Genomic DNA, 20,633 nt, shown 5'->3' with positions numbered 1-20,633 from the left:
GTTCAGGCATGCAAATCACGCGTTTAAACATCGAACGTGTTCGAAATCTCAGAACGGTTGCTCTCCATGGATTGCAACCGTTTAATGTTTTTTATGGACAAAATGGTTCAGGTAAAACCTCGATTTTAGAAGCCATTCATCTGTTGGCGACTGGACGTTCCTTTCGTACCCATATTCCGAAAAACTATATTCAAACCGATACCCACAACGCGATTGTCTTTGCCCAATCCAGTTCTGAAAAAATAGGGATGCAAAAGCTGTTGTCTGGTGAACAACTCATCAAGGTCAATGGCGACAACATTGCCACTCAAGGTCAATTGGCTAAGATTCTTCCTTTGCAACTGATTGATCCGCAAAGTACCGATATTATTGATCATGGTGCCAAGCCTAGACGGCAGTTATTAGATTGGCTGATGTTCCACGTGGAACCTGAGTTTTATCATGCATGGCAATATTATTCACGAGCATTAAAACAGCGTAATAGTTTACTAAAAACACGACGGAATCTAAGCCTGGCAGATTTGGAGCCGTGGAACAAAATGCTCAGTGACTATGGGGAAATGCTGCATTCGCAGCGCGTCAGCATTGTGGAGCAGTGGAAGGGCTTTTTTGAGCAAGATTTAAAACACCTGCTGCCAGATATCGAGGTTCAGTTAGAATATAGCCCTGGCTTTCATACCGAGTTAGGGTTGCTGAATGACCTGCAAAGTCACCATCAAAAAGACCTTGAACGGCGCTATACCGAGTATGGTCCACACAAGGCAGATTTACGTTTAAAAACAAGCCTTGGCGATGCCGATGTCGTGCTGTCACGTGGACAAAAAAAGCTGTTAATCATAGCCTTAAAACTGTCACAGATTGCAATGCTACATGCTTGTAATAAGGAAACTGTGGTATTATTAGATGATCTGACAGCAGAATTAGATTTAACAGCACAACAACGTTTAATTGAGCGATTGAGCCAACTGGGTAGTCAAGTTTTTATTACCACTTTAGAGTATGAATCAGTCAAAAATCACTTACATGATTTATCTATTTCTTATCAATTATTCTGTGTTGAAAACGGTCAAGTTCAAGTTGTCGCACAATGATTTTAGATTTTACCCATCACGGGATAGACCTATTTTTCGCTAGGGAGAAACCATGAGTTCAGAAGATCAACAAGCTGCTTCTCAAACGGAACAAACCACAGAAAAAGCTTATGATTCCTCTAGTATCAAAGTATTACGTGGATTGGACGCAGTACGTAAACGTCCGGGTATGTATATTGGTGATACGGATGATGGTTCAGGCTTACACCATATGGTGTTTGAGGTGGTGGATAATGCGATCGATGAGGCGCTTGCAGGTCACTGTGATGAAATTTTGGTGACGATTCACGAAGATGAATCTGTAAGTGTATCGGACAATGGGCGCGGTATTCCGACCGATATTCACCCTGAAGAAGGGGTTTCTGCCGCAGAAGTGATTTTAACCATTCTGCATGCAGGTGGTAAGTTTGATGACAATAGCTACAAGGTTTCAGGTGGTCTACATGGTGTAGGTGTATCAGTTGTGAATGCCTTGTCGCGTAAGTTAGAACTGACGATTCATCGTGCAGGTCATATTCATCAACAAGAATATAAACACGGTGATCCGGTTTACCCACTGACTGTTGTGGGGGATACGGATACGACAGGAACAACTGTCCGCTTTTGGCCAAGTGCTGAAACTTTTAGCCAAACCATTTTCAATGTTGATATTTTGGCGCGTCGTTTACGTGAATTGTCTTTCTTAAACGCGGGCGTGCGCATTGTTTTGCGTGACGAGCGTATTCATGCAGAACATGTGTTTGACTACGAAGGCGGTCTGTCTGAGTTTGTGAAATATATTAACCAAGGCAAAACCCATCTGAATGACATTTTCCATTTCACCGTACAGGCTGAAAATGGCATTGGTGTTGAAGTGGCGTTGCAGTGGAATGATACCTATCAAGAAAACGTACGTTGCTTTACCAACAACATTCCACAAAAAGATGGTGGAACGCATTTAGCGGGTTTCCGTGCGGCATTAACGCGTGGTCTAAACAGCTATATGGAAAATGAAAACTTACTCAAAAAAGAGAAAGTAGCGGTTTCTGGTGATGATGCACGTGAAGGTTTAACTGCGATTGTTTCAGTGAAAGTGCCTGATCCGAAATTCTCTTCACAAACCAAAGAAAAGTTGGTTTCAAGTGAAGTGAAACCTGCGGTTGAACAGGCAATGAATAAATCATTCTCTGAATATTTGCTTGAAAACCCGCAAGCTGCAAAATCAATTGCAGGCAAAATCATTGATGCGGCTCGTGCCCGCGATGCGGCACGTAAAGCGCGTGAAATGACGCGTCGTAAAAGTGCGTTAGATATTGCAGGCTTACCAGGTAAGCTCGCAGATTGCCAAGAAAAAGATCCAGCATTGTCTGAATTGTATCTAGTCGAGGGTGACTCTGCTGGCGGTTCAGCAAAACAAGGTCGTAACCGTAAGATGCAAGCGATTTTACCGTTGAAAGGTAAAATCCTAAACGTAGAACGTGCGCGTTTTGACAAGATGATTTCATCTCAAGAAGTTGGCACGCTGATCACGGCATTGGGTTGTGGTATTGGCCGTGAAGAGTACAATCCGGACAAATTGCGTTATCACAAAATCATTATCATGACCGATGCTGACGTGGATGGTTCGCATATTCGTACCTTATTGTTGACCTTCTTCTTCCGTCAAATGCCTGAGCTGGTGGAGCGTGGTTATATCTATATTGCTCAACCACCGCTGTATAAGCTGAAAAAAGGCAAGCAAGAGCAGTATCTGAAAGATAATGATGCGCTTGAAACCTATTTAATTTCAAACGCGATTGATGAGCTTGAATTGCACATCAGTGCTGCTGCACCTGCAATCCGTGGTGAAGCTTTGGCGAATGTGATTGCGGACTATCAAACGTCTCAGAAGAGCTTACAGCGTTTAACTGTACGTTATCCTGCCAGTGTTTTAGATGCGTTGATTTCGGTTGAAGGCTTTAAGCTTGATCAAAATCATGACCGAGCTTATGTTGAGCAGTGGGCTGAACAAGTGCGCAGTGCTGTGGCAGAGATTCAACCGAGCTTGCGCCCTGAATTAAGCCTAGAGACGTTTGAAAAAGAATTGGCAGATGGTCAAAAGATCGAGACTTACTTACCTCGTATCACCATCTATGTACACAATCTGCCGCACAGCTATTTATTAGATGCAGGCTTATTGGGTTCTGGTGAATATGCGCGTTTGTTGAAAAACTCTAAGAGTTGGTTCACATTGTTGGAAGATGGTGCATACCTACAAAAAGGTGATCGTAAGATTGCAGTCACCAACTTCCATCAGGTATGGCAGCATATTTTGTCTGATTCACGTCGTGGCATGATGATTCAACGCTATAAAGGCTTGGGTGAGATGAATGCGGAGCAGCTTTGGGAAACAACCATGGATCCTGAAAACCGCAACATGTTGCAAGTCACCATTCAGGATGCGATAGAAGCCGATCGTATGTTCTCTTGTTTGATGGGTGATGATGTGGAGCCACGTCGTGCATTCATTGAAGAAAATGCACTGAATGCGGATATTGATGCCTAAGCGCTTTACAAAATAAGTCATAAAAGCACCCTGCGGGGTGCTTTTTTTTACAGCATTTTTTATGCTTTTGAATAAAATATAAGCAATGTACACTGTTATTAAACTGACTTATAGCGATGTCATGATGTGAGTATCAAGTCTTTTGCACAGTGCAAAATGTGAGGTCATTATGATGGATAACCAACTAGAACAAGTACGCGACATTTGGGTGAATGCATTTTTTACGGGCAATTATGAAGTTTTAGCTCAATATGAAGATGAGCATTTTAAAGTGGTCTATGAACAAGCTGATCGTGTAGAGAGTAACTATACCCGCTATGAAAAGATCGCACATGCTGTGAAAAATGGGGTTTGGAAACCTCAAAAACCCGACGTCGAATTTGAAGAATTTGAGTTTAACCGTGACCAAACACGCTGTCAGGTGTTGATCGGTTTGGTTGAAAATCGCCAACAAATCGAAGAAACATGGATCTTCGATCAGGGTTGGAAAATACAAGAATTACGTTTTTTAAAGGCACAAAGAGCTGCATTAAATTAAGGAAAAAGAGCGTAAAAAAGAGGATGGATTTGCCTAAAACAACTGAATAAATAAACAGCATTGGCCTGTGGATAAATAAAAATAGCACTTTATATCAGCTGCTAAAATACGTATAATTTTATCCACAGTTGTTTCAAGTGCGGTCTTTAAATTTAAAACCATGCCTTATTTTTAAATTTAAATCGGATCTTTTAAATTTATTCCCTCTTTTTAAATTCAAAACTTGTTGTCTTGAAAGGTGTATGTGTGCACATGATGGAGATTCGCTGTCTGTTGTGAAGATTATATTTGGCTTTAAGCTGTGAAATGCATGGAAATAGGGCTGTATATATTTGAATATTCAATTAATTTAGCTAAATTAAACAATCTTGTTTTTTGCTTTTTAAGAATATCTAAATAATAAAAATCCATCAATTTATCACTTTATTTATTAAAAAATAATTTTAATTACTTATATTTTTAAAATGCTCAGACTAGGTGAGTGCATGTCCTATTGAATTACATGCATAGACCGAAAAGGCAGGTTTTGGGAGATCGATTGGTGTTGCAGCAAAGTAAATCAATCAAAATGGTTAAGACATAAAAATACCCGCCATGCATAAACAGAGCGGGCAGGGTGTATGAGGAAAGATTATTCGTTTTCGAATGAGCTTTCGAGCTCTTCAAGTTGCATCATCAGCTCTAGCATTTGTTCTTCAGCTTCACTGACTTGGTTTTTAAGTTCAGTTTGCTCATTCATGAGTTTCATGAGTTCATCTTTGCGTGCAGCGTCATATAGGCCAGCATCACCGAGTAAACTTTCAATGTCGAGTAAACGTGGCTGGTGTTTTGCCAGTAGGCTTTCACATTTTTCGATATTTTTACGAATCGGACGCGTTTGTTCACGGCGCTGTGCAGCTAATTTACGCTGCGCTTCTTTATCAACCTTTGAAACCATAGTTTTTTGAGTGCTGACTTTAGATACGATCGGCGCTACGATTCCACCTTGTTTAATCATTTCTAGGCGTGCTTGGCGTAACCAGTTGGCATAATCGTGAAGATCGCCTTCAAATTCGGTCGATTTTCCAGCATGGACTAAAATGAGGTCATCACACACGCTGGCAATCAGTTGGCGTTCATGCGAAACCAAGACCACAGCACCTTCATAGTCTTGTAAAGCCATGGTCAGGGCATGGCGCATATCTAAGTCTAAATGGTTGGTCGGTTCATCTAGAATCAAGACATTGGGACGTAACCACACGATTAAAGCCAATGCCAAACGTGCACGTTCACCACCTGAGAAGCTCTCGCAAGGGGTATCCATCCGTTCGCCACTAAAGCCAAAACTGCCTAAAAAGGCACGTAAGGTTGCTTCACTGATTTTTTTATCCGCAATCCGTGCCAATTGCAGCATTGGGCTGGCCGACTCATCCAGTGAGTCCATTTGATGCTGTGCAAAATAGCCAATATTCAGTAGCTCTGAGGCTTTACGTTGTCCTGCCAATAAAGGTAAATCACCGACCAAGGATTTGATTAAGGTTGATTTACCTGCACCATTCATCCCCAATAAGCCAATTCGGCTCGTCGGGGTGATTTGTATGTTGATATTGGTGGCAATCAGTTTGTCGCCATAACCAATATCAGCCTGCTCTAAAGTCAGCAGTGGTGAACTCATTTTAGTGGGTTCACGGAAGCTAAAGGTAAATGGGGTATCGACATGCGCAGGCGCAAGCAGCTGCATCCGTTCCAATTGTTTAATTCGGCTTTGTGCCTGACGTGCTTTAGTGGCTTGGGCTTTAAAACGATCAATATATTTTTGAATATGTGCCCGTGTTTCGAGCTGCTTTTCATAGGCTTGTTGTTGTTGTGCTAAACGTTCAGCACGAGTGGTTTCAAAGGTAGAATAGTTGCCGCTATAGAGGGTGAGTTCTTGATTTTCGATATGTAAAATACGGTTAGTAATCGCATCTAAGAAATCGCGGTCATGCGAAATTAAAATCAGGGTGCCCGTATAGGCATTTAACCAATCTTCTAACCATAAAATAGCATCGAGATCTAAGTGGTTGGTCGGTTCATCCAGTAATAATAGATCCGAACGGCTCATCAAAGTACGCGCTAAGTTTAAACGCATTCGCCATCCACCAGAGAAACTCGAAACCAAGAGTTGGTTTTGATGTTCCATAAAACCCAGACCCGCCATAAGCTGAGCGGCTTTAGCGGGCGCGGAATAACCGTTAATTTCGTCGAATCGGCCATGTAAATCAGCCAGTTCAGTGTCAGTTAACTGTTCAGGATGGTTGAGCTGTTGTTGAATGTTCCAATATTCTTCATCACCGGTCAGGACGAAATCAATCGCAGCCATATCTAAGGCTTTTACTTCCTGTGCCATGTGTGCCACCGTCCATACGGCAGGGCGGCTTAGGGTGCCATCATCAGGACCTATCGAGCCTAAGAGCGCAGCAAACAGGGTTGATTTTCCAGCACCGTTGACACCGGTGAGACCAACTTTCCAACCCGGATGGATTTGCATGGAGGCTTTTTGAAATAACACTCGTCCACCACGGCGCAATGAAACTTGATCAAGCTGAATCATGGAACTATCAAATATCAGAAAAAGGTGCACCTATTCTAATGGATGCGTCAGCAAAAGACTAAACATTCAAAATTTATCTGAACTGAAATCTCTAAGCGTTTCTTTTAAGGCGGGGGGATGAAACCATTTGACCTTTGGTCGGAAAGCTAAAAATTGACCTTTTTTGACCTATATTGAGGAATAGCACACAGATATATTTTCCCAGTAAAACAAAAATATGAAGGGATAATAATGAAAAGAAAAGGATTTTTTATTTTATCGACGCTAGCCCTGTGCGGCTTCTCAAGTATGGTGCAGGCGAAGCAGCAGGTCTGTGTCTTTGATTTACTGGGTAAAGCAGGGGAGTCTTATAAATTCTTAGAAGAATGGGCTTTGGTCAGTAAAAAATGGGGTGCACAAGTACAGTTGATTTCGTTTCAGGACGAAGACTTGGCCGATAAAGCCTTTCAAAATGATAAATGCGATGCGGTGTATATGACCTCAATGCGCGCGCGCACCTATAACAAGTTCGCAGGTTCGATTGATGCCTTAGGCGGAGTGCCAAGCAATAAAATTGCACAAAAGGCGGTGGAATATGTGTTGGATCCTAGAAATACCAAGCGCATGACCACCACATTACAAGGGGAAAGTTATGAAGTGGCAGGTATCGGCTTGATTGGTTCAGCCTATATTTTTGTAAAAGACCGAAGTCTGAATACCATCGAAAAAGCGCAAGGTAAAAAATTTGCCATCCTGCATTATGACCGGGCACAACGGGTGATGGTGGAGCGAGTGGGTGCTGTACCTGTAATGTCGGATATTTCCAACTTTATAAAAAAGTTTAATACGGGCGAAGTCGATGTGGTTGCTGCACCTGCATATGCCTATAAACCCTTAGAAATTGAAAAAGGTCTAGGCTCTAAAGGGGCTATGCTTAACTTTCCCGTAGTCAATGTCACTGCAGATTTAATTGTAAGACCCGAGCGTTTTCCTGCTCAATTTGGCGAGCAATCACGGCAATGGTTTTTGCAAAAAATTCCGCAATCCTTTGCTATGGTGCAGCGATTGGAAGCTGCCATTCCAAATAAAATCAAAATGCAACTCAGCAAGGAAGACAAAGAAAAATATCAGCGCTTGCTAAGGGAAGGGCGCATTGATTTAACCAAACAAGGGGTCTATGACCCAGGGATGATGCGCGTGTTGAAAAAAGCCCGCTGTACGGTTGAACGCACCAATTTTGAATGTTCATTGGGCGGTGAATAAGGTGAAAATCTGTATTTCTTTGTAATATTAAGCATCATTCATGTAAAACGGATGATGCAGGATTTTTATTTTAATATGATGAATTTAAAATGCTTTTACTAATCCTGTGAAAATAAAAAAGAGAGAAAAGAAAAAAATTTGCCCAATTGACAGTAATTTTTGAGTAAATGCTCTATTTTTTTAATTTTAACTTGCTTAATATTTTGCATGTGTATGGACACCTGTCAAACAACAAAACGAACAAGGACACAAGAATGAAAAAATTAACCCTCGCACTCGCTGCTTTTTCTGCTTTGGGTGTAGCGTCGACAGCACAAGCGGCTAAAGTGGACATCTGTGTATTTGACTTGCTTGGCAAATCTGGTGAGTCGTATCAAATGGCGCAAGAATGGGCTTTGGCGGCAAAAGGCTGGGGAGCTGAAATTAATTTAATCCCTCGTCAGGATGAAGCCGTTGCCGACAACGACTTTAAAGCAGGCAAGTGTGATGGCGTGTTTATGACCGCTATGCGTGCACGCCAGTACAATAAATTTGTCGGTTCTATTGATGCATTGGGCGGTGCTCCAAGCAATGCCATTGCACAACGTGCGATTACTTTTGCATTGGATCAGCGTAATGCGGCCAAAATGGTGACCAATCTTAGCGGTAAAAAATATGAAGTGGCAGGGATTGCACCTTTAGGTTCAGCTTTTATTTTTGTACGAGATAAAAGTATTAATTCCATTGAAAAAGCGGCAGGTAAAAAGTTTGCAGTCTTGGGCTATGACGATGCCCAAAAAATCATGGTGCAACGTGTCGGTGCGCAAGCGGTGATTTCCGATGTGTCTAACTTTGTGGCGAAGTTTAATAATGGTCAAGTTGATATGGTCGGCGCACCGGCTTATGCTTATAAACCTTTAGAAATTTATAAAGGTTTAGGCACGAACGGCGCAATGTTTAACTTCCCTGTACTACAAGTGACAGCTGACTTTGTGATTCGCCCAGATCAATTTCCCGCAGGCTTTGGACAAAAATCGCGAGATTGGTTTGTGAAAAACCTCCCGAAAAGTATCGCAATGATTGGTCGTTTAGAAGCAGGCATTCCTGCAAAATACAAAATGAACCTCACAGCAGAAGACAAAACCAAATATCAAAAAATGCTGCGCGATGGTCGGATGGATATGACCAAACGAGGCATTTATGATCCAGCAATGATGTCGGTCTTGAAAAAAGCCCGCTGCTCGGTGGATAAAGCCAACTTTGAATGCTCACTGGGCGGTGAGTAATTTGCCGAGTGTGATCAAAGAAAGCTCAGTTTAAATTGAGCTTTCTTTTTTTCTTTTAATTGAGAGATTTAAATGGATTTGACGCAGCTAATTTGTATAGCGCGTAGGAAATAAGTGGTTTTGAACCGAGTGAAGTGTCATTCGGGGCATTAAAAAATAACAATGAGCACAAGTGAGTGACTCATCACAATAAACAACAATAAGTCTAAAGGAAGATGTATGAAACAGTGGATGAAAAGCCTCAGTGTTGGGACATTAGTCATTTCTGCAACAGCGATGGTACAGGCCAAACAAGTGGTTTGTGTCTTCGATTTGGTTGGCAAAAATGGTGATGTCTATAGTTTGATGAAAGATTATCAGTTGGCGGCTAAAAACTGGGGCGCGGATATTGAACTGCGGGTCGGACAAAACGAAGCCGTGATTGCTGAGGATTTTAAAGCAGGAAAATGCGATGCCATTAGTGTTACAGGCATGCGTGGGCGTCAATTTAATTCGTTTACAGGCTCACTCGACGCAATTGGTGCGATTCCCGATCTCAATTTAGCGGTTAAAGTGATGCAAGGCTTGGCCAGCCCAACTTTTGCTAAACATATGGTCAATGGTAAGTACGAGGTCGCAGGTGTGATTCCTGTGGGGGATGCCTTTTTATTGGTGAATGACCGTAGCATCAATACTGTAGCGAAAGCCGCAGGCAAGAAAATTGCGGTTTTAGACTATGACCAAGCGCAAAAAGTCATGGTTCAACAAATTGGTGCGCAAGCTGTGAGTGCCGATGTCACGAATTTTGGTGCAAAGTTTAATAACGGTCAAGTCGATATTATTGGTGCACCTGCAGCGGTTTTTAAGCCCTTAGAGTTACATAAAGGCTTGGGGACGAAAGGGGCGATTGTAAATTATCCGATTTTACAGGTCACAGGTAATATCATTATTCGTCCAGATAAATTCCCTGCAGGTTATGGACAAAAATCACGGGAATGGGTCAAAGGCCAGCTGCCGCGTGCATTCGGTATCTTGGGTAAAATGAAAGCCGAAATTCCGCAAAAATATTGGATGCAGGTGCCTGCTGCAGATCAACCCGGTTATCAAAAGATGATGCGGGAAGCACGAATTGATCTCACCAACCGCGGTATTTACGATAAGCGAATGATGAAACTGTTATGGCAATTCCGTTGTAAGCAAGCGGCGAAAAACTTTGAATGTGGACTGCAGGATGAAAATTACAAACAATCTTGAGAAAATTTGTCTGATTTGACTTTAAATATTCAAATAGGGACCATATATTGAGTATGCTATACTCGAAATATGGTCTTTTTGATTTGAAAGACAGCTGAACCGAACTGAGGAATCTAAGATGAATGCCCAAGCACTTGAACTAAGCGACAATGCCGCAAATAAAGTACGTCAATTACGTGACAGTGAAGGGAATCAAGATTTAATGCTTCGTGTGTATGTTACGGGCGGTGGTTGTTCAGGTTTTTCTTATGGTTTTAACTTTGCTGAAAACCAAAATGAAGACGACGCAGAATTTATCAATGGTGATGTGAAAATGTTGGTTGACTCGTTGAGTTATCAATATTTGGTCGGTTCAGTGGTGGATTATATTGAAGGTTTGGAAGGTTCACGTTTCATCGTGCAAAACCCAAATGCAACAACCACCTGTGGTTGTGGTTCATCTTTTTCGATCTAAACCTGATCTGATTAAAAAAGCCCTCATGATGAGGGCTTTTTTATGTGTAAACATTCGCTTTCAATCGAGTTTAATCGCATCGAGTAAGTCAAAAATAATCGTGGTGACATCTTGGCTTAAATCACGATTATTAAAAACTTCATAGGCAGTAATGGTGACATCGGTGTCACTCGGTAACAGTTTCTGTTCTTCTTCAATCAAGTCATTGATTGGTAAAAGCGTCTGTTTCACTTCCAGATGTAAAACATCCTTAAACTCTAAATTTTCATCTTCAAGTTCTAACAGCTGCTCGTTAAAATAGGGCAATAGAATAGAATGGAGATAAGGTTGAATCTCAACAATATCAAAGATTTCGATATCACGAGTTTCTTCAATCGTACTGATGTGGTCATTTACTTCGATTAAGATATGGTAGTAACTCACATTCGTCTCCAAAGCTTCTAGTGGATATTCAATTATTTACAATAACACGAACCCGAGTCAAGATGTGCTGTGATTGTATTTCATACACATATTAAAATTAGGGGATTATTTTTAGCAATCCATCACTTCAGCGGGCATTGAACAACGCAATATCGGCACTTTGTAAACGAAAATGCTGCATGTCTTGCTCTTCTAGCATTGGGTACATCAGGGCTTTCGGATCATTATGATGTTTCATTCCGAGGGCATGGCCAAATTCATGCGCTAAAGTCAGACGTAAGTCTTCTTTGGACTCAAACTCATAAATATGAATTTCACGCCCATTGAACAGTCCTTTATCAAATAGACGGGGTTGGAAGCGTTGGTTGAACTGGTCGATGGCCAGATTGTGACCTTGATCCAAACGGTTCAGCTCATCTACCTTTTGGTTGTAGGCATTCACTTGCAGATTAAAGCTGGCAATTTGTTGGTCTAAAACGTGTTGCTGTTGATGCAGCTGCGCTAAACTCTGTTGTACGGCCGCTTGCTGCGAAGCAGGAACTCCGCCGTGCTGGTTATACTGACGGATCATGGCATTATAGTTTTGGCTAAGTTCTTGTAGACTCTGTTTTTGCACATCTAAGGCCCCTGAGTGACGTGCCAGATTTTGTTGCATGGCTTTGAGTTCATTATTTTTTTGACTCAGCCCGTGTTCATTTTGTGTCAGTTTAGACAGTTGATCGCGGCGTTGTAACGACTCATCTTGACGCTGGTCATAAATGAGTCGAATACTGAGCCGAGCATTAGGGTCATAGACAAAGTAGTCTTGGCCCAAACCCTGTTTCCAAATGTCCGTGGCTTGCTGGCTAATCTGCTTTAACTCATGTTCACTAAGAGCAAAACGTGGATCGACTTCCGCAATACGATAGCGAATACGCTGATCGAAAGGATGGGTGAGCCGATCCAGCAGTGGGTTGAGACGCAGCTGGGGCTGTTGTATATTTTGATACAGAATCAACCCTAAAAAGCCCAGTAAAGCAAACAAGAGACTTTGACGCATATTTCTTCATATATCTTTATTTTTAGCTACTTTAGCGTAAATAATACCTTTGCAACATAAAAAATGCGTCTTCTCTGTGGGTTTAAATTATTCCCAACGCTGTCAGACTTTGTTTGACCAGTTGCTCACGCACGCTAGCTGAAATCCCTGTTTTCATATGCATATTCAAAGCAAAATACACTTTTTCACCTGTTGCTGTTTCGACCCAGCCTGTCCACCAGCCCACTTGCGGTTCTAGGTCCATGCCCCAACCAGATTTGGCGTAGAGTTTATAATTCGCTTTTTGTTCAATCAGCAGCATGTCTTGTACGGTATGTTGCACATCTGGCTTAAAAGCGAGTTGTATATTGGCCAGCTTCTCTACAAAAAGGACTTCTTGAACAGGCGTAATTTGCAGTGGACCGACTAACCAAAAATTATCGACAACGGTGCCAATCTGTTGATTGCCATATCCAATGCGCTGCACTTCTTTTTTCATCAGGTCTAGGCCAATACGCCGTGCAAGCTCCTGATAAACGGGAACGGCAGATGCTTGCATGGCTTGCCCTAAAGTCATGTCTTTTTCCCAAGCAGGGAAGCTGCGCTTTTGACCATCCCATTTAAACACCTCGGTGCTGGTTGCTTTACCATGTTCTAGTCCGATTAAGGCATTCAGCATTTTAAAGGTAGAGGCAGGTACATAGGGTGTCTGAGCACGGCTCAAGTCATTGCCGTAGCTGTGTAAGCCATATTTATCCTTAATGACAATCACACCCGTGGTTTGGAGTTGATCGAAGGCCTGTTGGATCTGCTGCTGCGCACTTTGTTGCTGTTGGTTTTTAGCTGTTTCTACAGAAGGGCTTATTGTGGTACATGCGGAACCGAAGGTTGTAATGAGGGCGATGAGGCCCAACTGTAAATTTTTCATGGGTGGCTGAGATCTAAATTTTTTATCAGCCTAAGGTAAAAGTGGAATGTGAAACAACAATATTTAGGTAATAAAAAACCGCGCGAAAGCGCGGTTTTTTATTAAAGAGACAAATTATTTTTTGTCATCTTTTACTTCAGTGAACTCAGCATCTACAACGCCATCGTCCGCTTTTTGTTGTTGACCAGCGTCACCGCCAAATGCATTCGGGTCGAACCCTTCAGCACCGCCTTGACCTTGCGCAGCTTCATAAGCGCGTTGCGTGATCGGCATGATGATGTTTTGAAGTGCTTCAGTTTTCGCTTTGATGTCTTCTACATCATTTTCTTTAGTTGAAGTTTCAAGCTCAGCGACTGCAGTTTCAACAGCAGTTTTTTCGTCAGCAGTTACTTGCTCGCCTAGATCTTTCACCGCTTTTTGAGCAGAAGATACCAATGCATCCGCTTCGTTACGTGCTTTCGCAAGTTCTTCGAACTTACGGTCTTCTTCAGCATTCGCTTCAGCATCTTTGATCATTGCTTCGATTTCAGCATCAGACAAACCTGAGTTTGCTTTGATCTGGATGGATTGCTCTTTACCCGTGCTCTTATCTTTAGCCGATACTTTTAAGATACCGTCAGCGTTAATGTCGAACGATACTTCAATTTGTGGCACACCACGTGGAGCAGGTGGAATGTCGCCCAATTGGAAGTTACCCAACAATTTGTTTTGCTGTGCCATTTTACGTTCACCTTGGAACACAGAAATGTCTACAGCAGGTTGGTTGTCCGCAGCAGTTGAGAACACTTGAGATTTCTTCGCAGGAATCGTGGTGTTTTTCTCAATAATTGCTGTTAACACGCCACCCATGGTTTCGATACCAAGTGTCAACGGAGTAACATCAAGAAGAAGTACGTCAGTTTTGTCACCAGACAATACCGCACCTTGAATCGCAGCACCCATTGCTACCGCTTCGTCAGGGTTCACGTCTTTACGTGGTTCACGACCGAAGAACTCTTGTACTTTTTGTTGTACAAGAGGCATACGAGACTGACCACCCACCAAGATCACATCAGAAATCTCAGACGTTGAAAGACCTGCATCTTTAAGTGCAATACGGCAAGGTTCGATTGTACGTTCAACCAAATCAGCCACTAAACCTTCAAGTTTTGCACGTGTTACGTTGATCACTAAATGTTTAGGACCAGTCGCATCTGCCGTGATGTACGGAAGGTTAATTTCAGTTGCATTTGATGAAGAAAGCTCAATTTTTGCTTTCTCAGCTGCTTCTTTCAAACGTTGTAATGCAAGTGGATCTTGTTTCAAGTTGAAGTTTTGTTCTTTCTTGAACTCTTCAACCAAGAACTCGATTAAAGCGTTATCGAAGTCTTCACCGCCAAGGAAGGTATCACCGTTAGTCGACAATACTTCAATTTGTTGGTCGCCATCTAAGTCAGCGATTTCAATGATAGATACGTCAAAAGTACCACCACCTAAGTCATAAACCGCGATTTTACGGTCGCCTTCTTTTTTGTCCATACCGAACGCAAGTGCAGCAGCCGTTGGTTCGTTGATGATACGTTTAACTTCTAAACCTGCGATTTTACCCGCATCTTTAGTTGCTTGACGCTGTGCATCGTTAAAGTAAGCAGGAACAGTAATCACCGCTTCAGTAACCGTTTCACCTAAGTAATCTTCTGCTGTTTTCTTCATCTTTTTCAAGATTTCAGCAGAGATTTGTTGTGGTGCAAGTTTCTTGTCGTTTACATCAACCCAAGCATCGCCATTGTCTGCTTTGATGATTTTGTAAGGGACAAGACCGATGTCCTTTTGAACCGCTTGGTCTTGATACTTACGACCGATCAAACGTTTGATTGCGAATAATGTGTTTTTAGGGTTAGTCACTGCTTGACGTTTTGCCGACTGACCCACCAAGATTTCACCATCTTTATACGCAATAATCGATGGTGTTGTACGTGCACCTTCAGCGTTATCGATCACTTTAACTTTGTCGCCTTCAAGTACAGCGACACAAGAGTTTGTTGTACCTAAGTCAATACCAATGATTTTAGCCATTTGGATGATTCCTCAAAAATTTTTGCAATGTTTTTGCTTGTTATTCGATATGAGAGCCGTTCAATTTTTTTCAAGTGATAATGAAGAAAAAATTTTACAAACTCTCGAATTTATAGGGCTTATGCGCCAACCATGACCATTGCTGGACGGAGCAAACGACCATTTAAGGTATAACCTTTTTGCAATACCGTTCCGATCTCGTTGGCTTTTGCATTTGGATCAATCCCGACTGCTTGATGCAAATCCGCATTGAAACCACTTGCTGTATCAACTGCGACCACACCAAATTTTTCCAGTGCAGTCAGTAACGATTTCAACGTCAGTTCCACACCTTCAAACATTGGTGTTTTTTCTTCACCCGATGCGCTAAGGGCACGTTCTAAATTATCCACTGAGTCGAGTAACTCTTTTGCGAATTTTTCGAGAACGGTGTCTTTATGCTTATCTGATTCACGTTGAATACGCTCTACACTTTTTTGTGCTTCGTATACAGCATTTGCAGTACGTGCTTTTTCAAGTTTTAAGCTTTCTTCAAGATTGGTAATTTGAGCTTGTAAATCCTCAACTGAAACTTCAGCTTGCTCCGTTTCAGCTTGAGTTTGCGCTGTTTGTGAATCCGCTTGCTCTTGCCCTAGATCTTGAGCTTCTTGATTGTGCTCAGTCGCCATTGATTTACTCCGTTTAAATGGGTTCTTAAACATGTACAGTCCTTCAGGCATCAGTGTTAACTGGGTTAATCTGAACTGCCATGCGTTATTGAATTCAGGATTACTACAAAAGGTCGGGGCAACAGCCAAAAATTCAAGCGGCTTCAGTGATTAATTCATGTATTTTTGGTAAAAATTTGCTGAAATCAGGCTTTCTTGGCGCTTATTCTGTCCGAAGGTCCATTTCCAATCTGGCTTTAGTTTTTTTATGTTGAAAAAGGCTAATCGTTACATTGAATTATTTTAATTAAATTTATCTGTTTTACTAATTTTTCGCTTAATCACATAATGAGTTCATCAGCGGTGATCATACTTTGTGGAGAGAGCAAAGTATGGTGACTGCGACCTATTTGGATAGCTTGGGGAAACCCTCCTAATTTAGAGATTTAGGTTTTTGAATAGTACGTCTCCCAAAAGTACTCTATTCGGTGCAAAGGTATAATGCTGTCAGAGATTCGAGCTTTGCGCTCAAAATTCGATTTTTAAGGCTGTGGTTTCTTTATTTTTGTATGCTTTTTCGAGCTTAATCCACCTTGGGTTAAGCTTTTTTTTTGCTTAAAATTTAAAAATAACATTATTTAATCGTGTATCAGCATACAGGAGTTCTGCAATGCTGAAGAGTTGATGGGCCAAGTATGGATTTCCTTTTGTGCTGCTCACCGAAGAGAGAAACAATGAAGAATCAGCACATTAACTTGCATTGCTGTTGAGATGTAGTGCTAAGGTGATATTTGTGCCCAATTAATAAAAAATTGCACAAGTTGTACTCGAGTCTGCAAAAAATACAACTCAGCACGTGTGTAAAAGTTTTCGGATTTGACAAAGATAGGCAGGGCAAAGTTTGGCTTTGCTATTTTTGTATGACGTAAAAGGAAATGAAAGAATGTTAAATAAGAAAACTGCATTATTGTCTCTAGCGCTTTTAGGTTCAGCATTTGCCATTGTGGGCTGTAGCTCAAATGAAACCAGTACTGCACCAGAGTCTGCTCAAGTGACCACGGCACCAGATGCAACAGCAACCGTTGAGGGAAGTGCTGGAGTCGAGGTTCAAGCAGATCCTGCGGCTCAGATTGAACCCATCCAATCTACACCTGCGACAACACAACAATAAAGCTTAAAAGAGAACTTCTCTTACATTCGCTTTGTTAAAGACCTTCACAGGATGCCGTGAAGGTCTTTTTTAGGGAGTAAATAACTCAAGCTGTTCAGCCGTGTTATTTCATCAGTCTGATGTGCGATGACGATTTTATCGTTCTTGACGTGAGTTATCCCAACCTTTGTTTTGATCGCGGCGTTGATCATCGGGACGTTGCTTGCGATCGTTATTGGATTGTTTGCGTCGATCTTCAGTTCGTTGACGCTCTTGCTCACGACGTTTGCGTTCGGCATTTTGTCGTTGCTGACGCTCAGCATCATAACGTTTACGTTCTTGGTTTAATCGCTCTTGATCACGCTTTTTCTGTTGCCAGTCTTGATGACGTTGGTTAGCGATCCGTTTGCGCTCAGCTTCAATACGTTGCCGTTCTTGTTCGCGGTTTTGGCGTTCCCATTCAGCATGTCTTTGGCGGTTTCGGTCTGCCTCGCGACGTTCGCGTTCGATACGGTTTTGTCGTTGTTGGTATTCCCAACGTTGGCGGTCTCGTTCACGTTCATAGCGATTATGCTGGTCGTAGCGTCGATCGTCATAATCATAGCGGTGGTCATAGCGTCCGTCATAATAGCCATCCTCAGGAAAAGCCACACAACCAACAAATAAGGTGCTGATGAGCGAGAGGAATATTATTTTTTTAGTCATGGCAGGTCTCCTTCATAAAACGGAGTAGCAAAACACTCCTAAATCGGCATAAAAATTGTCAATGACAAGCTCTTAAAAGAAGATTAGCGTATAGGGCGTATTGCTATGTATCTTGATGTGAAGACTTATATAAGAGAATGGTCACGTAAGTGCTGATCATGTAGAGAATATGAAGAACGATAAAAGGATATTATTGACATGGGCGTGTTGAATCAAACTTTACAACAATGGATGGAACAAGGCCAAGGCAGTGCGGCACGAGTGATTGATCGCTTACCGACAGTAGCACAAGAAGGCTTGGTTAAAGCGCTGGGTTATCCTCACCAGTTTGAGCAATTAGATCCCTTTATTAAATGCTTAATGGCAGCTCAATATAAGCAAGGCAAATCGGGCTTTATTTTTGAAGACTATCATCGTTCGCGTAAATTGTTTGATCATCAAATTCAAATGTTGACCGCGAAACCCAGCGCGGTAAAACAAGTGGAAGATTTACGTCTACCTTTACAAAGTGGAACTGTATTTGCGCGGCATTATCATCCTGCACCGAATAAGAAACTTCCGATGTTGGTGTTTTATCATGGCGGCGGGTTCGTGGTTGGCAGCCTCGACAGCCATGATGAAGTCTGTCGCTTACTTGCAATCCATGCCAAAGTGCAGGTGCTCAGTATTGACTATCCTTTGGCGCCAGAAGTTGGTCCGAATTTATTGATTCAATCCTGTGAAGATGCTTTGGCTTGGGTCTATCAAAACCGTCGTCAGTTCAAAATTTTGAAAAATCGAATTGCGGTGGCTGGCGATAGTGCAGGTGGTAATATCAGTGCCGTGGTGGCGCAGCGAACTGCTGCAAAAGCTTATGCGCCAAGTGCACAACTGTTAATTTACCCCGTGGTCGATTTCAAAAGTCGCCATCCATCGTTCTTTGCTTATAAAGATGGACTGACCTTAACGGGGCAAGATGTCGATAGAGTGACGTCGTTGTATGCTGAACAACATCAGGTAGCTCTGGATGATCCTATTGTTTCGCCGACTTATGGCGTATTAAAAAGTGTCGCACCCGCTTTTGTCATCACCGCAGGTCATGATTTATTGCATGATGAAGGTGAAATTTATGCCATCAAATTAAAGCAGCAGGGCAATAAGGTTTATTATCAGAATTATCTAGATCAACCCCATGGGTTTGTGAACTTCACCATCATTTCTCGTCGGGCAAAAAAAATCACCATAGATATGGCAAAGGATTTTAGAAAATTTTGGGATAAGAATGCCAAATAAAAAAGCATGAATTTTAAAAAGAATGTTTCACGTGGAACATTCTTTTTTTATTTAGAGCGGATTTTGGCTTCTGGAAAAACGAGCTGAAAGCTCGGGACATAAAAACTTTGTAGAGCCTTGGCTTGGCCAAAGTCTGGAAAGAGAGTGGTATGGTTTTGCCATTCAAATTTTTTCAGTTTCATTAGCTTTGCGCGAAACTGTGGAGAAAACTCATAACGTTGACCTTGCCACGCTTGCTGTATTTTGAGCATAGAACGTGGAATGTGATGACTATTAATATAAAACGGACGTGCCTTTTTGCACTGGGTGAGTGTTAAACACAGGGTTTGGTTTTGAGTGCTGAGTTGACATTGTGTTGTTTCATTCTGCGTATACCAATCAAACTGAGCAAACTCTTTCGGAATACCCCAAAGTTGTTGACCATGTTCAACTGAAATCTGTGTAGACACATAAATTTTAGGAATCGAACTTAAACGCCGTTTGCTCAGTAAAGGATGGTCGAGTAAAAGTAGTTCATCATAAGGTCCAACAGGGGATTGATGATAACGCACCAACATGACTTGAACCACACGACCAATCGGGGACGGGGCGATACGAAACGCGTTATATTGTCGAATAAATTGCGGACTAATCCAATAATTCAAAATAAAGGCTTCACCTTGTAAATGCCAAGGTGGAAATTGACTCAATTGAGACAGGGCTAAAGCTTCATTCATCGTTATTCTCGTTTTCTTAGAAGAAGTAGTGTTTTATTTATACTGAACGATTAATATACCGAAATCTAATAACATCTGAATGCTGTGAGTAACGAAATGTTAAAGAAGAGTTTAGTTGCAGTGGCGGCTACATGTATGAGTATGGCGGTCATGGCAAATAACACGATTGTTGAAATGAAAACATCAATGGGCAACATCGAAATTGAACTGTTTAATGATAAAGCACCCATCTCAGCAAAAAACTTTGAAGACTATACGAAAGCTAAGTTTTATAACGGTACGATCTTTCATCGCGTCATTCCGGGTTTCATGGTACAAGGCGGGGGTATGACTGCGGACCTTGTAGAAAAGCCAACTCGACCAGCCATTCAAAATGAATCAAGCAATGGTTTATCGAATAAACGTGGCACTTTGGCGATGGCACGAACCAACCTACCGCATTCTGCAACCAGTCAGTTCTTTATTAATGTGGTGGATAATAACTTTCTAGATAGAAGTACCAATAACGCAGGTTATGCGGTTTTTGGTCAGGTTACTAAAGGTATGGATGTGGTGGATAAGATCACTAAAGTACCGACAGGACGTGCAGGGCCACATCAAGATGTACCGAAACAACCTGTTAAAATTCTCAGTGTGAATATTAAAGCAGCAGCAGTGCAAAAGTAATGAAAAAAGAGAGCAGAAATATTAAATTTATATTTTTGCTTTAAAATTATTGGGTTAGGTGTGTGACTGCATGTTTTTGAACCTTTTTAGTGCATAAAAATACAACACCCGATAAAACAACCAGTTAAAAGCAC

18 protein-coding genes are annotated in these 20,633 nt (G+C 41.8%); 10 read left to right on the top strand and 8 right to left on the bottom strand.

Going from position 1 to position 20,633, the window contains the following annotated elements; all coding sequences use genetic code 11:
* Window positions 1-8: 8 nt before the first annotated feature.
* The 3 genes from recF to KVY11_RS15465 all read left to right on the top strand — a co-directional run bounded on the left by recF (window position 9) and on the right by KVY11_RS15465 (window position 4,153).
* On the top strand, window positions 9-1,091 hold the full coding sequence (recF, locus tag KVY11_RS15475) for a DNA replication/repair protein RecF (protein WP_159127929.1): 1,083 nt from the start codon (window positions 9-11) through the stop codon (window positions 1,089-1,091).
* A gap of 52 nt (window positions 1,092-1,143) precedes the next feature.
* Complete coding sequence (gene gyrB / locus KVY11_RS15470; protein ID WP_218289449.1) at window positions 1,144-3,615, top strand: DNA topoisomerase (ATP-hydrolyzing) subunit B; 2,472 nt, start codon at window positions 1,144-1,146, stop codon at window positions 3,613-3,615.
* A 169-nt stretch (window positions 3,616-3,784) separates the two neighbouring features.
* Window positions 3,785-4,153, top strand: coding sequence for a hypothetical protein (locus KVY11_RS15465; RefSeq protein ID WP_218289448.1), 369 nt, complete (start codon window positions 3,785-3,787; stop codon window positions 4,151-4,153).
* A 631-nt stretch (window positions 4,154-4,784) separates the two neighbouring features.
* On the opposite strand, the gene KVY11_RS15460 is transcribed toward KVY11_RS15465, so the two are convergent.
* Entirely contained in the window at window positions 4,785-6,725 is a 1,941-nt protein-coding gene (locus KVY11_RS15460) for an ATP-binding cassette domain-containing protein (protein ID WP_218289447.1), read from the bottom strand.
* A gap of 231 nt (window positions 6,726-6,956) precedes the next feature.
* On the opposite strand from KVY11_RS15460, the gene KVY11_RS15455 reads away from it, so the two are divergent.
* The 4 genes from KVY11_RS15455 to erpA all read left to right on the top strand — a co-directional run bounded on the left by KVY11_RS15455 (window position 6,957) and on the right by erpA (window position 10,919).
* A complete protein-coding gene (locus KVY11_RS15455) occupies window positions 6,957-7,967 on the top strand; it encodes a putative solute-binding protein (RefSeq protein ID WP_218289446.1) in 1,011 nt (336 codons plus the stop codon).
* Between the two features lie 254 nt (window positions 7,968-8,221).
* Window positions 8,222-9,232 (top strand): putative solute-binding protein, encoded by a 1,011-nt coding sequence (locus KVY11_RS15450; protein WP_125281102.1) that lies wholly within the window; start codon window positions 8,222-8,224, stop codon window positions 9,230-9,232.
* A 231-nt stretch (window positions 9,233-9,463) separates the two neighbouring features.
* A complete protein-coding gene (locus KVY11_RS15445) occupies window positions 9,464-10,465 on the top strand; it encodes a putative solute-binding protein (protein WP_171065367.1) in 1,002 nt (333 codons plus the stop codon).
* Window positions 10,466-10,583: 118 nt separating this feature from the next.
* A complete protein-coding gene (gene erpA, locus KVY11_RS15440; protein ID WP_004697409.1) occupies window positions 10,584-10,919 on the top strand; it encodes an iron-sulfur cluster insertion protein ErpA in 336 nt (111 codons plus the stop codon).
* A gap of 60 nt (window positions 10,920-10,979) precedes the next feature.
* Here erpA and KVY11_RS15435 read toward each other — a convergent pair whose 3' ends face one another.
* The 5 genes from KVY11_RS15435 to grpE all read right to left on the bottom strand — a co-directional run bounded on the left by KVY11_RS15435 (window position 10,980) and on the right by grpE (window position 16,011).
* Window positions 10,980-11,354: a hypothetical protein gene (locus KVY11_RS15435; RefSeq protein WP_005401765.1), complete on the bottom strand. Its 375-nt coding sequence runs from the start codon at window positions 11,352-11,354 to the stop codon at window positions 10,980-10,982.
* A 115-nt stretch (window positions 11,355-11,469) separates the two neighbouring features.
* On the bottom strand, window positions 11,470-12,381 hold the full coding sequence (locus KVY11_RS15430) for a matrixin family metalloprotease (protein WP_218289445.1): 912 nt from the start codon (window positions 12,379-12,381) through the stop codon (window positions 11,470-11,472).
* Window positions 12,382-12,463: 82 nt separating this feature from the next.
* Entirely contained in the window at window positions 12,464-13,288 is an 825-nt protein-coding gene (gene blaOXA / locus KVY11_RS15425; RefSeq protein ID WP_218289444.1) for an OXA-211 family carbapenem-hydrolyzing class D beta-lactamase, read from the bottom strand.
* A gap of 114 nt (window positions 13,289-13,402) precedes the next feature.
* Window positions 13,403-15,343, bottom strand: coding sequence for a molecular chaperone DnaK (gene dnaK / locus KVY11_RS15420; RefSeq protein ID WP_062031141.1), 1,941 nt, complete (start codon window positions 15,341-15,343; stop codon window positions 13,403-13,405).
* Between the two features lie 119 nt (window positions 15,344-15,462).
* Window positions 15,463-16,011, bottom strand: coding sequence for a nucleotide exchange factor GrpE (gene grpE, locus KVY11_RS15415; protein ID WP_004977697.1), 549 nt, complete (start codon window positions 16,009-16,011; stop codon window positions 15,463-15,465).
* Window positions 16,012-16,933: 922 nt separating this feature from the next.
* Between grpE and KVY11_RS15410 the strand changes: the two genes are divergently transcribed.
* Window positions 16,934-17,161, top strand: coding sequence for a hypothetical protein (locus KVY11_RS15410; RefSeq protein ID WP_004697397.1), 228 nt, complete (start codon window positions 16,934-16,936; stop codon window positions 17,159-17,161).
* Window positions 17,162-17,296: 135 nt separating this feature from the next.
* Here KVY11_RS15410 and KVY11_RS15405 read toward each other — a convergent pair whose 3' ends face one another.
* Window positions 17,297-17,845 carry a hypothetical protein gene (locus tag KVY11_RS15405; protein ID WP_218289443.1) on the bottom strand — a complete coding sequence of 183 codons (549 nt, stop codon included), beginning with the start codon at window positions 17,843-17,845 and terminating at the stop codon, window positions 17,297-17,299.
* A gap of 198 nt (window positions 17,846-18,043) precedes the next feature.
* On the opposite strand from KVY11_RS15405, the gene KVY11_RS15400 reads away from it, so the two are divergent.
* Complete coding sequence (locus tag KVY11_RS15400) at window positions 18,044-19,117, top strand: alpha/beta hydrolase (protein ID WP_218289442.1); 1,074 nt, start codon at window positions 18,044-18,046, stop codon at window positions 19,115-19,117.
* Window positions 19,118-19,164: 47 nt separating this feature from the next.
* Here the strand turns inward: KVY11_RS15400 and KVY11_RS15395 are convergent, their stop codons facing one another.
* Window positions 19,165-19,833, bottom strand: a complete 669-nt coding sequence (locus KVY11_RS15395) for an acetoacetate decarboxylase family protein (RefSeq protein WP_218289441.1) — start codon at window positions 19,831-19,833, stop codon at window positions 19,165-19,167.
* Window positions 19,834-19,929: 96 nt separating this feature from the next.
* Between KVY11_RS15395 and KVY11_RS15390 the strand changes: the two genes are divergently transcribed.
* A complete protein-coding gene (locus KVY11_RS15390; protein WP_005402030.1) occupies window positions 19,930-20,499 on the top strand; it encodes a peptidylprolyl isomerase in 570 nt (189 codons plus the stop codon).
* Window positions 20,500-20,633 lie beyond the last annotated feature (134 nt).

The sequence above is a fragment of the Acinetobacter sp. CWB-G5 genome (assembly GCF_019209785.1).
Lineage (GTDB): Bacteria > Pseudomonadota > Gammaproteobacteria > Pseudomonadales > Moraxellaceae > Acinetobacter > Acinetobacter johnsonii.
This window is presented reverse-complemented; position numbering and strand designations above follow the sequence as displayed.